General features: G+C 35.9%; 16 protein-coding genes. 10 read left to right on the top strand and 6 right to left on the bottom strand.

The features are described 5' to 3' along the window. Positions 1–4: 4 nt before the first annotated feature. Together TL18_RS03420 and ehaA are read right to left on the bottom strand one after the other, a co-directional pair. Complete coding sequence (locus TL18_RS03420) at positions 5–502, bottom strand: hypothetical protein (RefSeq protein ID WP_067041341.1); 498 nt, start codon at positions 500–502, stop codon at positions 5–7. Further along, a complete protein-coding gene (gene ehaA / locus TL18_RS03415; protein WP_067041337.1) occupies positions 502–885 on the bottom strand; it encodes an energy-converting NiFe hydrogenase A subunit EhaA in 384 nt (127 codons plus the stop codon). The genes TL18_RS03420 and ehaA overlap by 1 nt, the downstream gene beginning before the upstream one ends. Before the next feature lie 112 nt (positions 886–997). On the opposite strand from ehaA, the gene TL18_RS03410 reads away from it, so the two are divergent. Beyond that, complete coding sequence (locus TL18_RS03410; protein WP_067041335.1) at positions 998–1,930, top strand: NAD-dependent epimerase/dehydratase family protein; 933 nt, start codon at positions 998–1,000, stop codon at positions 1,928–1,930. A gap of 45 nt (positions 1,931–1,975) precedes the next feature. Here the strand turns inward: TL18_RS03410 and TL18_RS03405 are convergent, their stop codons facing one another. Both TL18_RS03405 and TL18_RS03400 read right to left on the bottom strand, forming a co-directional pair. Next, positions 1,976–3,790, bottom strand: a complete 1,815-nt coding sequence (locus TL18_RS03405; RefSeq protein WP_067041332.1) for a YhgE/Pip domain-containing protein — start codon at positions 3,788–3,790, stop codon at positions 1,976–1,978. Positions 3,791–4,103: 313 nt separating this feature from the next. Beyond that, complete coding sequence (locus TL18_RS03400; protein ID WP_067041329.1) at positions 4,104–4,475, bottom strand: hypothetical protein; 372 nt, start codon at positions 4,473–4,475, stop codon at positions 4,104–4,106. 456 nt (positions 4,476–4,931) lie between these two features. Here TL18_RS03400 and TL18_RS03395 point away from each other — a divergent pair, with 456 nt between their 5' ends. Genes TL18_RS03395 through gatE form a run of 7 tightly spaced genes read left to right on the top strand, consistent with a single transcriptional unit; the run spans position 4,932 to position 13,230 of the window. Further along, entirely contained in the window at positions 4,932–5,483 is a 552-nt protein-coding gene (locus TL18_RS03395; RefSeq protein ID WP_067041326.1) for a helix-turn-helix domain-containing protein, read from the top strand. A gap of 22 nt (positions 5,484–5,505) precedes the next feature. Further along, positions 5,506–7,170, top strand: a complete 1,665-nt coding sequence (locus TL18_RS03390; protein ID WP_067041324.1) for an AMP-binding protein — start codon at positions 5,506–5,508, stop codon at positions 7,168–7,170. Between the two features lie 8 nt (positions 7,171–7,178). After that, positions 7,179–7,460, top strand: coding sequence for a 4Fe-4S dicluster domain-containing protein (locus TL18_RS03385; RefSeq protein ID WP_067041320.1), 282 nt, complete (start codon positions 7,179–7,181; stop codon positions 7,458–7,460). Further along, positions 7,461–8,576 carry a 3-methyl-2-oxobutanoate dehydrogenase subunit VorB gene (locus TL18_RS03380; RefSeq protein ID WP_067041317.1) on the top strand — a complete coding sequence of 372 codons (1,116 nt, stop codon included), beginning with the start codon at positions 7,461–7,463 and terminating at the stop codon, positions 8,574–8,576. Between the two features lie 13 nt (positions 8,577–8,589). Further along, positions 8,590–10,035 carry a 2-oxoacid:acceptor oxidoreductase family protein gene (locus TL18_RS03375; protein ID WP_067041314.1) on the top strand — a complete coding sequence of 482 codons (1,446 nt, stop codon included), beginning with the start codon at positions 8,590–8,592 and terminating at the stop codon, positions 10,033–10,035. A 9-nt stretch (positions 10,036–10,044) separates the two neighbouring features. Beyond that, positions 10,045–11,355, top strand: coding sequence for a Glu-tRNA(Gln) amidotransferase subunit GatD (gene gatD / locus TL18_RS03370; protein ID WP_067041311.1), 1,311 nt, complete (start codon positions 10,045–10,047; stop codon positions 11,353–11,355). 9 nt (positions 11,356–11,364) lie between these two features. After that, a complete protein-coding gene (gatE, locus tag TL18_RS03365; RefSeq protein ID WP_067041308.1) occupies positions 11,365–13,230 on the top strand; it encodes a Glu-tRNA(Gln) amidotransferase subunit GatE in 1,866 nt (621 codons plus the stop codon). A gap of 63 nt (positions 13,231–13,293) precedes the next feature. On the opposite strand, the gene TL18_RS03360 is transcribed toward gatE, so the two are convergent. Then, complete coding sequence (locus TL18_RS03360) at positions 13,294–14,640, bottom strand: MFS transporter (RefSeq protein ID WP_231483697.1); 1,347 nt, start codon at positions 14,638–14,640, stop codon at positions 13,294–13,296. Here TL18_RS03360 and TL18_RS11190 point away from each other — a divergent pair. Together TL18_RS11190 and TL18_RS10935 are read left to right on the top strand one after the other, a co-directional pair. Next, the gene (locus TL18_RS11190) at positions 14,540–14,797 is read left to right on the top strand and encodes a hypothetical protein (RefSeq protein ID WP_067041302.1); all 258 of its coding nucleotides are present in this window, start codon (positions 14,540–14,542) and stop codon (positions 14,795–14,797) included. The genes TL18_RS03360 and TL18_RS11190 overlap by 101 nt on opposite strands. A 453-nt stretch (positions 14,798–15,250) precedes the next feature. Next, complete coding sequence (locus TL18_RS10935) at positions 15,251–15,391, top strand: hypothetical protein (RefSeq protein ID WP_156064547.1); 141 nt, start codon at positions 15,251–15,253, stop codon at positions 15,389–15,391. A gap of 35 nt (positions 15,392–15,426) precedes the next feature. Here the strand turns inward: TL18_RS10935 and TL18_RS03350 are convergent, their stop codons facing one another. After that, a complete protein-coding gene (locus TL18_RS03350) occupies positions 15,427–17,391 on the bottom strand; it encodes a hypothetical protein (RefSeq protein ID WP_067041299.1) in 1,965 nt (654 codons plus the stop codon). Positions 17,392–17,632 lie beyond the last annotated feature (241 nt).

The following is a 17,632-nucleotide window of genomic DNA, read 5'->3' as shown; positions in this document are numbered from 1 at the left end:
CTAATCACTCCCTAGCATGCCTATTGAATTTTTTTGCAATCTTTCCTAGGACTATGGAAGCCTTTGCTTGGTCTATTCCCATGATTGTCAATATCGCAATAACCATACCGACAATGAACATTTCAGGTGCCATGCCCATAAATGAACAGATGGAAATGATAGCTGTTGCTGTCAAACACCCTGTAGTTCCGGCATAACCCGGATCAGCGCATAGTCTATTTCCAATAAACACAAAGAATGCTGCTATTATTCCCCCAGGAATTCCCAAAAGCAAATATCCAATAGAAGCTAATAATGTACCAGCAGACGCGTCCGGAGAACATAAAATGTTTCCTTGGAAGAATCCGCCAGCAATGTCTCCCCCTCTTTTTTCGACATCTTGTCCAATATTCCTGGCTCCTCTAACTCCAGGCTGTTCGGGAAGTCCGAAATATGTGTCTACAATTACAAAATTCAACCAACAGAGAATTGCTGCAATTACAATTCCAATTACTTCACTCATTAAATATCCTCCCCCTCATCTTCATTTAGAGGCTTTGGAAATACAAAATCAAATAAATATTTCACAAATAATGCAGATAAAATACCTATAATAACCGCCAATACAAGTCCATTGTACATGAAAGTGTAATTTAAAACTAAAAATATCGAAAGGATGCCCGCAGCTATTATTGGAGTTGGATATATAGCACTTACATCAAAAGAATACCTATATGGTTTGCCAGGTAACAATGGGATTTTCAAAACTAACGCCAAAGCAATTGAAACAATAATAGCTACAATATAAGCTATAATAATATCAAATGGACCAATGGTTATATTGCTTAACCCAAACACATTACCATAAGAAGCAAAGAATATGGTACTATCAACCAAATCAAACATATTATTAGACTCCTCTTATAAAATAATATACATATAAAAATATATAAATATTGTTACTTAAAAATAATAAATAATAGCTTAATTATAAATAAAATTAATTATTGGTGGCTAAATGAAAAATAAAAATATTTTAATTACAGGTGGGCTTGGATTTATCGGTTCTCACATCGCAGATGAAGTTTTAAAGGACAACCAAGTCACAATACTGGATAATCTATCCACTGGGAATATTAATCATTTAAATGAACCAGAACATAATAATTTAAAAATAATCGAAGGAGACATTCGCAATACTAATTTAGATGATTTAACATCAAATATAGATTATATATTCCATCTTGCAGCTATGGCAAGTGTTCCATTGAGTATCGATAAACCCGTTGAATGCACAGACATAAACCTTAATGCCACCGTGAAACTTTTAAAATCTGCTGTTGACAACGATGTTAAGAAAATAATATTCTCATCTTCCTCATCAGTATACGGCCAAAATAGGAATATGCCTTTAAAGGAAAGCGAGCAGCCGATGCCTACATCACCTTATGCGGCATCAAAAGCGAGCTGTGAGCTGTATTTGAAGTCATTTTATGACAGTTATGGCCTGAATTATGTTTCACTAAGATATTTCAATGTATTTGGTCCAAAGCAGGATAAAAATTCCCAATATGCTGCGGTGATACCTAATTTCATTACTGCAATCCTTGAAAACACCCAACCCGAAATTTATGGGGACGGCGAACAGACCAGGGATTTCATCTACATCAAGGACGTCGTAAAGGCAAACATAAATGCCTGCGAATCAGATTATAACGGAATTGTAAACATCGCATCCGGTGAGAAACTGAGCATAAACAGATTATATGAAATAATAAAAGAGACCCTTAACAGTGATTTGGAACCTATTTATCTTCCGGAACGCCAAGGGGACATCAAACACTCACTGGCAGACATCAGCAATATGGAAAAAATCAACTTGAAAATAGATTCTACAGACTTTGAAAATCAGCTAATTGAAACCATAAACTGGTTCAAAACAATTTTATAATCCCTTTTTTTGAAAAAATAAAAAAAATAAGAATAGAATCCGACCTTAATTAAAAAGGTTAGATTCCTCCAATTTTTCTTCGAAATATTTAGTGCGCTTATCGAAACTACGTTTTAAAATGATTGATATTAAAACAACAGCCATTCCTAATCCCAGCAGTATTAAGAATGACGGTATGTAATTAGCCCATATCAAACCAAGCTGCGCTTCACGAACAATATTTATTGCATGAGTCATTGGTAAATAAGGATACAGTACTCCAAAGATCTTATTCATAATTTCAACCGGATAAATACCTCCAGTACCTGAAATCTGGAACACCAATAAGATAATTGCTATTCCTTTTCCAACATCACCCAATACGGATATCAGCGAATAGATCAGTCCCATAAATATCACAGCAACGAAGTAACATGAAAGAATGAAAACTAAATGGTTATGAATATCAATTCCAAGCAGATAACATCCTAACAAGGTTATAGTAGTCTGCAATATAGCTATAATGCTGAATAATGATAATTTAGCCAAGTACATTTCATGAGGCCTATACTTAGTACCGATACTTGTTCCTGTCTTCAACATTACACAAGTAATCAATGCACCAACCCACATACATAAAACCAAATAAAATGGAGACACCTGTGAACCATAGTTATGGGTTGGGAATTCTTCATGCCTATCCAATTTAACCGGAGAATAGAAATAATCACCGACTTGACTTTCATTTAAACCAGTCACATCATCCAAACCGGCAGCAGCTCCTGCCAGTGAACTTGAAGCAGTGAACAATGCTGAAGCAGCAGAATTCGCAAGCAATTCCGCACCAGCAGCTAAACTTAAAGTACCACTAGCCAATTCATCAGACCCGGTTGCAAGATCGTTTGCACCACCAGATAACTGATATGCTCCATCAGATACTGCATGAGCACCATTATCCAAATCATTCAATCTGCCGGACACATTTGAAACCTTAGTCGAAATATTATCGACCACTTCATGAATTATAGGACTGGAAGTATGGTCTTTAATTACTACTGCAGCATCATCTACAGCAGTTGAAACCTCATTGGCTTTTGTAGAGACTTGATGAGTCCCGTCAGCCACCTGAGATGCTCCACCAGCCAATTCACTTGCACCTGAAGACAATTGATGAGCACCGCTTGACAATTGGTTAGCACCACCAGCCACCTGACCGGCACCGCTAGACACTTGACCTGCACCGTTTGACAACAATACTGCACCACTTGACAATTGGGATGCACCGGAAGCCAAACCGTCCTGTAATTCTCCAAGCTTATCATAAGCTGCAACATTAATAAATGTAACTATCTCTGCATTAATGTTATTATATACTGCTTTTGCAGCGGCATCAGCTAACTTGGCGGCAACAGGGTTTGTTTTTTCATTAACATAATATTCCAGTATCGCCGAATGCGGTTTATCGGTTGTAATCGAAACAATCGATTGACTAAAATTGGCAGGAACCACCATACCCGCATAATACTTTCCATTATGAACGCCTTCCCGCAGTTCATCCGAGCTGACAAATACCCATTCAAAGTCAGTGTTGTTTTTCAGCATGTCAACTAGATCTTTTCCAGCATCTATTTTCATGCCCTGATAAATAGCTCCTTTATCTTCATTTGCAATTGCAAATTGAACATGATCAGTATTTTCATATGGGTCCCAGCACGCATAAATGTTTATTAAACCATATAAAGAAGGCAATATCATTATTGCTATCAATACCAATACAACAATGGGATTTGCAGTTGTAGATTTTAAATCTAATTTCAATATTTCAAAAATATTTTCCCTAGTATTTTTTCTAAACTCAAGTATATCCCTTAATGAAACCATTACGATTCTCCAAATAATTTATACCTTAATGCTTCAACCCTTACTGAAAAATCATAATCGCCATGCATCAAAATTCCATGAGATTATCGATGACGTCAACTGCAGCTGAAGCAAGAATTAATTCTTTTGCCTGTAAAATAATTAATCCTATAAAATGGCAAATAACCTTTTAATTACACCATTAATATTATTTTATAAATGAACTTATAAAAGATTTTCTATAATCTTTTTAAAAAGAAAGTATATTCTAAACTGAATATTTTGGATAAATAGTGCTAATCAAAATTAGTTTATTAAAAAAAATTAAAAAAAATTAGTGGAAACCACAACCGCTGCAAGTTTCACATTTTTCCTCTTCTGCAGGATCATATTGTTTATCCTCTTGAAGAGTTGCTGAGATAAAATATTGATCAAACGTATCTTTACTTTTTAAAACTGGAGAAAGACCTTTGAAATCACATTTGATATCACCAGTTCCCCCAATATCAACCATAATCGGTTCGCCTAACTTAAATCTTTTGAAATAGGATTCCACTTCATCCTTCAAATCCCCAGGCACTCTAAAATTAAAAGATAGGATATTGTTCTCCTTCATTTTTAGACCAACATATTTCTGGTCGATTTCAAAGTTTAAACCTAATTGCTTTTTGAAAATTACATTAGTACCAATTTCTGATGATGCCATGATTTTACTCCATTTTTCTAATTAATATATTAATTAATTGTTTTAGGATTATATAACTTTTATGAAAAAAATAGTTTACCAAAAATCTAGCCGAAAAATAAAAAAAGTTAGGTTGATCATGCTAAAATCAATTTTTCGAGGTTTCCAAAAATAATGGAAGCTGTAAATGAGCATAATAGCCCAAACTTAACATGATTAACACACTTCCTTTTATATTCAATATTTTTCAATGATTATATGCTGATTGGACATCCAATATGAAGACATACAGTATTAAGACTTGCAGATGACAGCTGCGAATTTCACAATACTTTTTTTAAAAAAAGAACAATTTGTAACGAATTATCATGATTTTTAATAAGCTTTATATAATTTTAAATTCAAATCTACTATATGTTATAATATATATAATAATTATAATATCATAATCAATTAAAAAAAATTAGGTGTTTATTAATGAATCAATACAACAAAGATATTGGAAACAGAATTAGAGAATTGAGAGAACTATCCGACATTACTATTAAAGAAATTTCACAAGAGCTAAACATTACAGAAGAAACCTACATCCAATATGAAAATGCTGAAGCAGACATTCCGGCAAGCTTCTTATATGAACTTGCACATATTTTTAAAGTTGATTTAGGCTTATTATTAACTGGTGAAGAAAGCAGAATGAGTATTTTTGATATTACTCGTGCAAACAAAGGAATTTCAGTAGACAGAAGAAAAGAATATACTCATGAAAACTTATGTTCAAATTTCATTAATAAAAAAGCAGAAACATTCCTTGTTGTAGTGGACCCTGAAAAAAATCCTGTTCCTTCACTTAATTCACACCCTGGTCAGGAATTCAACTATGTTCTTGAAGGTTCCTTAAAAATTTATATACACAACAACGAAATCGTGTTAAATGAAGGAGACTGCATCTTCTTTGATTCAACACACAGACATGCAATGGTAGCACTAAACGACAAACCCGCTAAATTCTTAGCAGTAATCATATAACATTTACAAAGGAGTAATTTTAATGACAGCAGTAATCGGAGATTTTTTAGAGAGAGTTGACTTCAACTCATATGAAGACTTTTTTGAAAACTTTAAATTAAAATATGATGATGACTACAATTTCGGATTTGATGTGGTCGATAAATATGCTGAAATAGACCCTGATAAAATAGCATTGATTTGGGTCAATGACGATGATGAAGAGCATACCTTCACATTTAAGGAAATGAAGGAATATTCCAACAGAGCCGCCAACCTATTTAAAAGATTAGGAATCGTTAAAGGCGACCGCGTAATGCTAACCCTTAAAAACAGATACGAATTCTGGTTCTGTATGATTGCATTGCACAAGATTGGGGCAATACCAATTCCTGGAACACACATGCTGAAACTTCATGATATTGATTTCAGAATAAAGGAAGCTGAAGTTAAGATGGTAGTATCCGTAGAAGAGGATTCATTGCTTCCTGATTATGAAGCAGCTGAAAAATCATTAGGAATCGATTTGATAAAACTGGTTATCGAAACCGACAGGGACGGCTGGATCAACTTCAATAAGGCAATCATGGAAGAAAGCCCGGAATTTGAAAGGCCAACCGGCGAAGACAAGACCTATGCGGAAGAAGTTTTCTTAATCTATTTCACTTCAGGAACCAGCGGCCCTCCAAAAATGGTTTCACATAAGCATACCTACTCATTAGGACATATCCCAACTGCAAAATACTGGCATAATGTTGTTGAAGACGGAATCCACCATACAGCTGCAGATACCGGTTGGGGAAAAGCGGTATGGGGAAACCTCTATGGTCAATGGATTGCAGGAACATCCATATTCATTTACGATTATGACAGGTTCAACGGAATCAAATTGCTTGAAAAAATCATCAAATATAAAGTGGATACATTCTGTGCACCACCTACAATTTACAGATTTATCATCAAAGAAAATATCGAAGGCTATGACCTTTCAAACTTAAAATACGTTACAACTGCTGGCGAACCGCTTCCTCCAGAAGTGTCTGAAAGATTCTATGACCTTTCAGGTTTAAGAATTAAAGAAGGATTCGGTCAAACTGAAACAACACTATCCATTGGAACATTCATCTGGCTAGATGCAAAAGTTGCTTCCATCGGTAAACCTTCCCCACTATTCGATTTGGAATTGTTGGATGAAAACGACAACAGAGTGGAAATTGGTGATGAAGGGGAACTATGTTTCAAAATGAATGACGGACCAAATCCAGGATTATTCAAAGATTATGTAAATGACGATGAAAAATACAAAAAACAAATCCACGACGGATATTACCATTGTGGAGACACCGCCTGGGTTGATGAAGACGGATACGTCCACTTCGTCGGAAGAAACGATGACATCATCAAATCTTCAGGTTATCGTATTGGACCGTACGAAGTAGAAAGTGCAGTCCTATCACACGAAGCAGTTGCACATTGTGCTATTACCGCTTATCCTGATGAAGTAAGAGGTCAAATCGTAAAAGCAACAATTATTTTACAGCCTGGCTTTGAACCATCAGATTCATTAACTAAAGACATTCAAAATCATGTGAAAAGAGTTACAGCTCCTTATAAATACCCAAGAATGGTTGAATACACAGACGAAATTCCTGAAACCATCAGCGGTAAAACAAGGAGAGTTGAAATAAGAGAAAAAGACCAAAAATAGATGATATAATGACAGAAGAAATATCTTATCCAGTTATCAATAAAGAGATTTGCAAAGGCTGTATGAGATGTATAGTCGGATGTCCTCAAAATGCAATATTACTTTCACAAGACATGAACAACGCAGGATATCAATTTGCTTATTATAGTGGAAATGGCTGTACAGGATGCAAAGACTGTTACTTTACCTGTCCAGAACCATTAGCATTAGAAGTACATCAATATAAAAAAATCGTTGACGATTCAGTTGCAAAAATGATTAAAGCCAAAGCTAATCAAGGGGGAAATTAAATGAGTAATCAAATGGTAAAAGGAAATACTGCAGTTATCATTGGTGCAATGTATGCTGGTTGTGATTGTTTCTTTGGATACCCAATTACTCCTGCAAGTGAAATTCTACACGAAGCATCAAAATACTTCCCAATGGTTGGAAGAAACTTTGTGCAGGCTGAAAGTGAAGAAGCATCAATCAATATGGTTTACGGTGCATCAGGTACCGGCCACAGAGTAATGACTTCCTCATCAGGACCTGGTATCAGCTTAATGCAAGAAGGATTCACATTCCTTGCGGGCGCAGAACTTCCTGCCGTAATCGTTGATATTATGAGAGCAGGACCGGGACTTGGAAATATCGGACCTGAACAAGGGGACTACAACCAGATTGTTAAAGGTGGAGGTCACGGAAACTATAAAAACATAGTTTTAGCTCCAAACAGCGTTCAGGAAATGTGTGACTTGACAATGAAGGCATTCGAACTTGCAGACAAATGGAGAAATCCTGTAGTCGTTTTGGCAGATGGTACCTTAGGCCAAATGGCTGAACCGTTAGTTTTCCCAGAAGAAGCTATTGAGCCAAAAAACGACAAGCCTTGGGCAGTTAAGGGGAACAAGGACACTATGGAAAATCTTATCACTTCAATCTTTAACGACTTCAATGACTTGGAGGATTTCAACTACAAGCTTCAGGAAAAATATGCTAAAATCGAAGCTGAAGAGGTTGTCTATGAAGAGTACCAAGTTGAAGATGCTGAAATCGTTTTGGTTTCATATGGTATCAGCAGCAGAATCGCAAGATCCGCCGTTGACAAAGCCCGTGAAAATGGTATAAAGGTCGGGCTTTTAAGACCTATTACATTATCACCTTTCCCAGTTGACAAGATAAAAGAATTGTCAGACAAAGGCGTCAGCTTCATCTCAGTTGAAATGAGTAACGGCCAGTTATTGTCAGATGTACAATTTGCAGCTTTAAGAAAAGAGGATACTCATTTAGTCAACAGAATGGGTGGAAACCTAATTGAATTGAAACAGATTCTTGCAAAGATTTATGAAATAGCAGGATTCGAAGATGAAGACATAGACTTGTCCAGAAGAAGTGAGGAAAAAGCCAGCCCGAATATAATTGATTAGAGGATGTGGAAAAATGAGTGAAAAAGAATTAAATAAAGATTATGAATTACAAGTACGTAGAAATCCACAATCCCTTTTGGAAGAGTATCCTAGAAAAGGAACCAATATCCAATCTACTCACTACTGTGCAGGTTGTGGACATGGAATCATACACAAATTAATTGCCGAATGTATGGATGAACTTGGAATCCAAGACAGATGCGTAATGATATCCCCTGTAGGATGTTCAGTGTACGCATATTTCTACTTCAACTGCGGAAACTTCCAAACTGCTCACGGAAGAGCGCCTGCAGTAGCTACAGGTATTTCAAGAGCTGAAGACAATGCAATCGTTATGAGCTATCAGGGAGATGGGGATTTAGCTTCCATCGGTTTAAACGAAACCCTTCAGGCTGCAAACAGAGGAGAAAAAATTGCAGTATTTTTCGTGAACAATACCGTTTACGGAATGACAGGCGGACAAATGGCTCCTACAACATTAATCGGTGAAAAGACAGTCACTTGTCAAACCGGAAGAGACCCTAACTATACAGGACACCCTACCCACATGTGTGAGTTGATCAATACATTAAAAGCTCCTGTCTACATCGAAAGGGTTTCCCTTGCAAATCCATTAAAAATCAGACTTGCAAAATTCGCGATCAAACAGGCATTGACAGTTCAAAAAGAAGGAAAAGGATATTCATTTGTTGAAATATTATCACCTTGCCCTACTAACTTAAAACAAGATGTGGCAAGTGCTCAAAAATTCATCGAAGAACAAATGGAAAAAGAATTCCCGGTCAAAAACTTCAGAAACAACTTATACACCAAAGAACCTGTCATAAGACCGAAAAGTGACTTTTCAACAGAATCCCTGGATAAAATATTTAATGTTTCAAGAGACGGCGATTCAGGATATGTTGATGATGAAACCATTAAGCCGACAAGCATCAAGGTTTCAGGATTCGGAGGTCAGGGAGTATTGAGTGCTGGCCTTACAATAGCTCAGGCAGCCTGTGCTGAAGGAAAACATGTTTCATGGTATCCGAGCTACGGACCGGAACAGAGGGGAGGAAAATCAAATTGTTCTGTAGTAATATCCAATGAAACCATTGGAACACCTGTCGTTGATGACATTGATATTCTTATTGCCTTAAACAAACCGTCTTTAGAACAGTTCTCACAGGACGTTAAGGATGGTGGAGTAATACTTTACGATTCAAAAATCGGTGAATTCGAAACAGAAAGAGACATCAAAGTCATTGCAATGCCTTGTGTAGACATTGCTGAAGAGCATGGAAATGCAAAAACAGCAAACACCGCACTTTTAGGTGCATTGACTGAATTGACTGATGCATTAAAACGTGAATCTTATGAAAATGCTATTCGTGAAATGTTTGCATCCAAACCTAAGGTGATTGATGTAAACATTGAAGTGCTGGAAGCCGGAGCGGAATGGCTAAAAAACAATTCATAGTGTGATTTGATGACTTATAAAGAAAATGCTAAAAATTATATGGAAAATTATGGTTTAGGTATTGGAGATACCATTAAAGTCAACAAGGAAGACATCTCCTATACAGGTATTTTGCTTGATAGGCCAGAAGATGCTGATGATGGATATCTTGTAATCAAATTATCAAGCGGTTACAATATCGGCGTGGCTATTGAAGATACTACCGCAGAACTCATTGAAAAGGGTGAAAAGCCTAAAATAGGATTCGGGGAAACTGAAATTCCACATGATGAAACAAAACAGAACATTTCAATCGTTTCAACAGGCGGTACAGTATCCTCCGTTATTGATTACAGAACTGGAGCAGTACATCCTAAATTTACAGCATCAGACCTTGTAAAGGCAAACCCTGAATTATTGGACTATGCCAATTATAACGTTAAAGCGTTATATAACATTTTAAGTGAAGATATGAAACCTGAATACTGGGTTAAGGCTGCAGAAGAGATAGCTAACGACATTTCCAGCGGTGCAGATGGTGTTGTAATAGCTCACGGTACCGATACAATGCATTATACTGCGGCTGCATTAAGTTTCATGTTAAAGACACCTGTTCCTATTATTCTTACCGGTGCTCAAAGAAGTTCAGACAGGCCTTCAAGTGACGCCAACATTAACCTGATTGATTCTGTAATAGCTGCAAAGTCAGATCTTGCAGAAGTATGTGTCTGTATGCATGGTAGTTTAAACGACGAATACACCTACCTGCACAAAGGAACAAAGGTCAGGAAAATGCATACTTCAAGAAGAGATACCTTCAGAAGCATTAACGCACAACCAATAGCTAAAATCCAAAACAAGCAAGTCAACATCAATCCCGAATATGACTACACTAAAAGAGGGGAAAATGAACTTGAATTGAATTGCTCTATCGAATCCCAAGTAGGATTTATCAAAAGCTTCCCCGGCATCTCAAAAGACTACATTGAATATCATATTGATAAGGGCTACAAAGGCCTTGTAATTGAAGGAACCGGTCTTGGACATGTTCCAAATGACCTGATTGACTCATTTAAAAGAGCAAAAGATGAAAACATCCCTGTTATTATGACTTCACAATGCCTTTACGGCAGAGTTAACATGAACGTTTACTCAACAGGACGTAACATTCTCGATGCCGGCGTGATTTCAGGTATTGACATGACCCCTGAAACCACATATGTAAAATTATGCTGGGCATTAGGTCAAAGCGATGATTACGACAAAGTAAAAGAGATTATGCAAACAAACATTGCAGGTGAATTCGGACAGAAATCTTCAATCAAGGATTTCTTAAACTAGGTGGTTACAATGGATTATGAAAAATTAGGATTAAAAATGGGACTTGAAATTCACCAACAGCTAAACAGTGAGCATAAATTGTTCTGTCCATGTAAGACAGAACTTGTTGATGATGATTTTGATGAATTGATTCAAAGAAAATTAAGGCCAACACAATCTGAGCTTGGAGAAATCGACAGGGCCGCGCTTCAGGAATCCTTAAGAGGATTGAACTTCAAATATGAAAACTTCGAAAGGCACACCTGCCTTGTTGAAAACGATGATGAACCACCTCACAGCTTAAATGAAGAAGCGCTTGACATCTGCATTACCATTGCATGCTTGATGAACATGCACATTGTTGATGAATTCCATACAATGAGAAAACAGGTTATTGATGGAAGTAACACCGGAGGTTTCCAGAGAACAGGTATGGTTGCAACTGACGGATACCTGGACACACCTTACGGAAAAGTTATCATTGAAAGCCTTGGTCTTGAAGAAGATGCTGCAAGAAGAATTGAAACCAAAGACGGATTTACCGAATTCAGATTAGACAGATTAGGTATTCCATTAGCTGAAATTACAACCGACCCTTCAATGCATCATCCCGATCAGGTCCGTGAAGTAGCATATATGCTCGGTCAAATCTTAAGAAGCACCAACGTTAAAAGGGGCCTCGGTACAATCAGGCAAGACTTGAACATATCCATTGCCGAAGGTGCTCGTGTGGAAATCAAGGGTGTTCAAGACTTGGATTTAATGGCTGAAATCGTAAACCGTGAAGTTGAAAGACAATTGGCATTAATTGACATTAAAAAAGAGCTTAACGCCAGAAACGCTGAAGTCTTAGATGAAATTCACACATTGGATGAATTATTTGAAGATACCGAATCCAAAATCTTGAAATCCGCCGAAACAATTAAGGCAGTTGTTTTGAAAGGTTATGATGGTCTAATTGGCCGTGAAGTGCAGCCTGGAAGAAGATTCGGTACAGAAATTGCAAGCTATGCCAAAAAGCGTGGAGTATCAGGCATTTTCCACTCCGACGAATTGCCGGCTTACGGAATAACCCAGAAAGAAGTTGACAGAGTAAACGATTTCCTTAACATCAGCGATGAGGATGCATTCATTATCGTCGCACATGATGAGGACATTGCGGTATCCGCACTGGAGGAAGTCAAAAGAAGAGCTGAACTCGGTTTGGACGGCGTTGTTGAAGAAACCCGTAAAGCATTGGATGACGGAAACACCGAATACATGAGACCTCTTCCAACAGCAAACAGGATGTATCTTGAAACAGACATTCCATTATTTAAGATTACATCAGACAGAATCGAACCTATCGCAAACAACCTTCCTGAACTTCCAGACGTAAAGCAGGCCAGAATAATTGAGGAATACAAATTAAGTGAAGATTTGGCAACACAGCTTGTCAAAAGACAAGAGGCAGACATGTTCGAAGACATTTTGGCTAGTGTTGACGTGGATGCAACACCTGTAGCGTCACTTCTTGCATATGACCTTCGTGAAATCAAAAGGGAAGGTTATGACGTTGATGTGCTAACTCTAGACCATTATAAAGGAATATTCACCCTTTTGGCTGAAGGCAAGATTGCAAAAGACAGCGTGCGCAAATTGGCGGTTGAAACAATTAAGGCTCCGGATATGGAGATTTCTGAAATCGCCGAGAAAAACAACCTTACCATGCTCAGCGAAGATGATGTTGCTAAAATCATTGCTGAAATTGTAGCGAACAATGAGGGAATGGTTAAAGAGCGTCAAATGGGAGCTATGGGTCCTTTAATGGGAATGTGCATGAAACAGCTTAAGGGAAAAGCTGACGGCGGTATGGTTAACAAAATCGTTCGTGAAGAAATTCAAAAATTAATTTAGGAAAACTCATAAGAGTTTCCTACAAACTTTTTTTAAAAAACAGATATAACATATGATTAAAAATCAGTCCTCGTACTGGTCGTCCATTCTTTTTTTAGCCCATTTCGGTGCAATACTCTTGAAAAATCTTACAACCTCTTCGTTAGGGTCATGGTCATATTTGTATTTGCTGTAAAAGAGTAAAACTGTAGCGGAAAAGGTCACTAATATGCATATGAACATCATAACGTTAGTTGATTGGATTAATAAAGGGTCAAGATGTTCAGGCCCCAGGTCATTATTTCCAATGAACACTGCCAATATCAATGTGAAAATCCCCGCACTTAAAATTTTACCGAATTCCTTACTGGTTGATAAAACTGAACTGGCATCGGGCAAATCCCTTTCTTCCACAAGGGTCAAAACATATTTGTTGTTTGGAGCCGAGAACAGTCCGTTACCGGCACCCTGCAGGGCACATGCAACAAGAATGAAATTGAACGGTATGAAATCAAGGAAGAAAAATATGATTGATGAGATGCATAAAAACATCATTGCAACACCTGATATCAGTCTTGGGTCTATCCTGTTTGAAAGCCTTCCTGAAAAACCGGACATCCCTATCATTATAATAGGCGCTATAATAAGAACCATCCCCACAATATATTCCTCAATGTCTAGAACATACTGCAGATGAAGGGATAATGCTGTAATGGTGATTGTTGTAGTGAAATATGTTGCCATAGCGGCATAATTTCCAATGACATACTTTACGTTTCTAACCAATTTGAAATTGAATATCGGCTCAGGGACACTTCTTTCAACTTTAATGAATATTACCAAAAAGATCAGACAGATTACCAAAAAGATAATTCCGATATCATCCAGTGTTGTCATACCATAAGAAAACAGAATCATCAGAAGAATATATATCAGTGAACCTTTATTGTCGATAGGCCTTTTTTCGGTAATCCATTCATAGTCGATTTTATTTAACAATATCAATAATATGGCTATTATCGGAATCAATATCAAAAATGCCAATTCCCAATTAAGCAAGTAGATTACAAAACCCATAAATGACGGGGCGATTAACATTCCAACGTATCCTGCTGATGAAACTATACCCAATGCAGAACCTAATTCATTATCATCAAATTCTTCCACTATCATAACATATAAGCTGATAGCCAGTGATGCGGAAGTGAAACCCTGAATTAATCTGGATAAAAGGAACATGATACCATTTATTGAAAATACTGATATTAAAACGGAAATCAAGAGTAAAAGAAGACTTAACTTAATGCATCTTTTAACCCCATATTGAGAAATGATTTTAGCAAAAGGCAAGCTGAAAGCTACAAAACTCATTAGATACATCAGATTTATCCACAAAAGAATGTCTGCTGGAAAATTTAAACTTAAAGCTATTTCAGGCAGTGCAACAACAGTCATATTAGCAATCAACTGCATAATCAACTGTGCTGTCGCCGCTACTATTAATGTTAGTCTTGTTTGTGAAAAGTTGATAATAATCCCTCTAATTAAAATTATATTTTTGCAGCATATAATTTTTTTAGGTTTTTGAATAATTTTGCAAGATAAACATTTTCTAATCGCAATTTTTGTGGATTTCTTTTGAAGATTATGAAAGTTTAGGTTAACCTAAAAAAATGGAAAGCTTTATATAGTATGACGACAAAGTATGTAATAGAGTTGAAATTTAGGTAAACCTAAAACACTCTCACATTATTAGTCAAATAATGATACACTCTCAAAATTTAGAATTCGTGTTAAATTAGATTTTTCACAATTTCTCTAATTTGATACAAGTCGTTGGAAAATTTAAATCTGCCAAAAAAATATAATTTTCCTCAAAAACACTGGTGTTTAATTTGTCAGTTAAACACCCATACTCTCTCTTTTTATTAATTCTTATAATTATAAATAACAATTTGATTCTGCCAAACATCAACAATAACGAAGGCAAGCTCCAATAATTGTTATTGGGATTGTTCTTGTTCAGGGACCCCTTTTCGGGATGTCTTTCGCTGCTAATGAAACAATTGATTTTGCAACATACCTAATACTGACTATAGTGTTTTCAGTATTTTTCGCAGGAATCTTTGTAGGATACTTCGGATGCATGGAAAAATCTTATATAATTGCGAACTTTTCTTAATTAAATTCAAAAAAAATAATAAATAATAATGGATATCATTCCACTATTATTTTTTCTTTATATGTTTTTGTTTTGTTTTCACTATCTGTTAATTCCACTGTTATCTCATGTTCTCCAAGGTATTTGTCTATGATTTCAAATATTACTTGTGTTAAATCATCAGTTGTATTGCCATCAAATACTAACTCTCCATCAATATACACTTTTATGTGGATGTTGATGAATGTCATATTAAACAGTTTGTTTAAGTGATCAAGAATAAAGAATTTTGATTTGCAGATTATTTGATGGTCAGATACGCGTGTAACAGTATATGTTTTTGGAGCTACATTGCGGTATGCATATTTGACTGGTTTATAACTGCTTGGAGCAGATGGGACTGTTTGATTGGAGTCTGGAGTGGTGTTTTGCTTTCGGAACAAGTTTAGTAATTTTTCCAAGTCAAAACCTTTCATAAATTCAGACAAATCAAAATCAGTAATATTAAACATGCCCAAAATGCCGGATATATCTAAGCTGGATAAATTAAAACTGGATATCATTCCTGATATATCAAGACCACCTAAGTCAAGACTGGATAAGTTTAACTTAGATGTAATTGCAGACATGTTAAAGTTAGAATCGCTTAATATGGATGAGATATCTGAAATGTTGATTGCAGATAAATCATAACCTGACATGTCTATACCAAAATCAGATATATTGATGCCTAATGAATCAAATAATCCTGTTAAATTCAACACGCTTGAGCTTAAACTTGAATAGTTCATGTTTGTAAATAGGCTACCCAAATCTAAACCTGAAATATTCAAACCTGATAAACCTGTACTAGAAAGATCAATAGCGTTAAAGTCTAAAGAGCTTTGATATTTACCCGGCGTATTATCAGTGTAAGTGGTAATATCAAATCCTGAACTCAAATAGGAGACAAGGCTGGATAAGTCCATATTTGAAACATCTAAAATGGATACAATACCAGATAAGTCAACACTAGACAAGTCCAAGCCAGTAGTAATGTTTTCAAAGTTTAAACCAGAAATATTGAAACCTGGGAACTGAAAATCACTGGAATTTAAACCAGTAAAGTTAAAAGTAGACCCGCGGACAATTGCCTTGAAGTCAGTTGAATCTAAAATCGGCTCAAGTGACAAGTCCAAATCAGTCAAATTTAAACTAACGTCATCTAAATTAGTGTATTTGAAATCTGACATGATGACTGACAAATCAAGATTTGCTAATTTTAAATCCGGCAATAAAATAGATAAATCCAAATCACTTACATCAACCCTATTGTTTCCTGTTATGAGTTTTAAGGTAGGTAAAAGTATAGCCAAATCAATACTTTTTCCATCCAGACCCAATTTCATATCCAAATCCAAATCGCCCATGTATAGAAGTTTCTCATCAGTGTCGCCATACATCAATTCGGAAAAGGCAATAGCTAAGTTAACGCCATTCACTTCAGGATATGATTTGAAAAACATGTCAAGGCCCTCGAGGTATACATAACTATTCTGAGTCAATAGTTGTAGATTATCCATAAGGACTTTGAAGTCAAGAGCTGATGGATCTGAGCTAGGTGCGATAGACAAATCAAGGTTTTCAAATACGAACTCTGTACCATTGTTGTTAGTATATGAAACTTTAGGGATGAACATAGTCAAATCAAGTTTTGAAGAGTCAACGCCAGGAATGATTGACATGGCGAATGCAGACATGTCCAAACCATCTTGACTGAAGGCTTCAAACTCCAAATGTGTGGAATTTCCCGAAAAGTTTATATCCTTAACAACCAGATCCTCGTAATTCATCTCAAATGAGCCCAACATAGGATTTGATTCATCCCCATCTATTGTTGAAGATAATACTACGTCATCTTCGGTTGCAGAGCTAGATAACAAGGTAGTATCCGCTGATTGATTTTCATCAGCATATGCACAGGATAATGTTAACAAAAACATCAACACCATTGCCAGCACATATGTTTTTTTAAATCTCATTTTAATTCCCTAGAATTTTTTATTAACTAAATTATAGGATTGCTCCCATTTAGGTAAATAACATTATTATTTACAATTATTAATTTATTTTTATTGTATATAAATTTTAATATTTTTTTAGATAATAACCAACATATTTTTTATTTTATTTAATTATAATTATTTTTAAAATAAATTTATATGTGTTTGTATATTTTTTTCATTATTATAAAAATGAATATTTTTTAAAAAATATATCTAT

It is taken from the genome of Methanobrevibacter sp. YE315 (assembly GCF_001548675.1).
Classification (GTDB): Archaea; Methanobacteriota; Methanobacteria; order Methanobacteriales; family Methanobacteriaceae; genus Methanocatella.
The sequence above is the reverse complement of the archived record's forward strand: the minus strand, read 5'-3'. Positions and strand labels throughout refer to the sequence as shown.

Bases quoted from the DNA above. Each gene is read 5' to 3' on its own strand.
- TL18_RS03420 (WP_067041341.1), bottom strand. From the start codon at position 502: ATGAGTGAAGTAATTGGAATTGTAATTGCAGCAATTCTCTGTTGGTTG.
- ehaA (WP_067041337.1), bottom strand. From the start codon at position 885: ATGTTTGATTTGGTTGATAGTACCATATTCTTTGCTTCTTATGGTAAT.
- TL18_RS03410 (WP_067041335.1), top strand. From the start codon at position 998: ATGAAAAATAAAAATATTTTAATTACAGGTGGGCTTGGATTTATCGGT.
- TL18_RS03405 (WP_067041332.1), bottom strand. From the start codon at position 3,790: ATGGTTTCATTAAGGGATATACTTGAGTTTAGAAAAAATACTAGGGAA.
- TL18_RS03400 (WP_067041329.1), bottom strand. From the start codon at position 4,475: ATGGCATCATCAGAAATTGGTACTAATGTAATTTTCAAAAAGCAATTA.
- TL18_RS03395 (WP_067041326.1), top strand. From the start codon at position 4,932: ATGAATCAATACAACAAAGATATTGGAAACAGAATTAGAGAATTGAGA.
- TL18_RS03390 (WP_067041324.1), top strand. From the start codon at position 5,506: ATGACAGCAGTAATCGGAGATTTTTTAGAGAGAGTTGACTTCAACTCA.
- TL18_RS03385 (WP_067041320.1), top strand. From the start codon at position 7,179: ATGACAGAAGAAATATCTTATCCAGTTATCAATAAAGAGATTTGCAAA.
- TL18_RS03380 (WP_067041317.1), top strand. From the start codon at position 7,461: ATGAGTAATCAAATGGTAAAAGGAAATACTGCAGTTATCATTGGTGCA.
- TL18_RS03375 (WP_067041314.1), top strand. From the start codon at position 8,590: ATGAGTGAAAAAGAATTAAATAAAGATTATGAATTACAAGTACGTAGA.
- gatD (WP_067041311.1), top strand. From the start codon at position 10,045: ATGACTTATAAAGAAAATGCTAAAAATTATATGGAAAATTATGGTTTA.
- gatE (WP_067041308.1), top strand. From the start codon at position 11,365: ATGGATTATGAAAAATTAGGATTAAAAATGGGACTTGAAATTCACCAA.
- TL18_RS11190 (WP_067041302.1), top strand. From the start codon at position 14,540: ATGATTTTAGCAAAAGGCAAGCTGAAAGCTACAAAACTCATTAGATAC.
- TL18_RS10935 (WP_156064547.1), top strand. From the start codon at position 15,251: ATGTCTTTCGCTGCTAATGAAACAATTGATTTTGCAACATACCTAATA.
- TL18_RS03350 (WP_067041299.1), bottom strand. From the start codon at position 17,391: ATGAGATTTAAAAAAACATATGTGCTGGCAATGGTGTTGATGTTTTTG.